1 protein-coding gene is annotated in these 269 nt (G+C 60.6%); it reads right to left on the reverse strand.

From position 1 onward, the window contains the following. On the reverse strand, positions 1–269 hold a 269-nt coding region (locus KVS69_RS19665), incomplete at both ends, for a hypothetical protein (RefSeq protein WP_217539744.1).

A 269-nucleotide genomic window follows, 5' to 3' on the forward strand; every position in this document is an offset into this window, starting at 1 on the left:
CGAGTGCGTGTGGTGCCCCGATCCAAGGCGTCCGGTTGGGGGACGCTGGCGAAATTGTAGCCGAGCATCAGGACGTCCCAGACCTTGTCGGCCACTGCCCGACGCATGACCATATGTTCGGTGTCGACGCCGAAGCTTTCGGTGACGCCGAGAAACCGGATTTTCCCCGCTTCGAGCAAGCGCAACATTTCCGGTACGAGATGGTCCAGGCAGAACTGGTATTGCTGCGGGCGAACCCCATGGAGATGCAGAATATCGGTGCGGTCCGT

It is taken from the genome of Stenotrophomonas sp. GbtcB23, assembly GCF_019091045.1.
Lineage (GTDB): Bacteria > Pseudomonadota > Gammaproteobacteria > Xanthomonadales > Xanthomonadaceae > Stenotrophomonas > Stenotrophomonas rhizophila_A.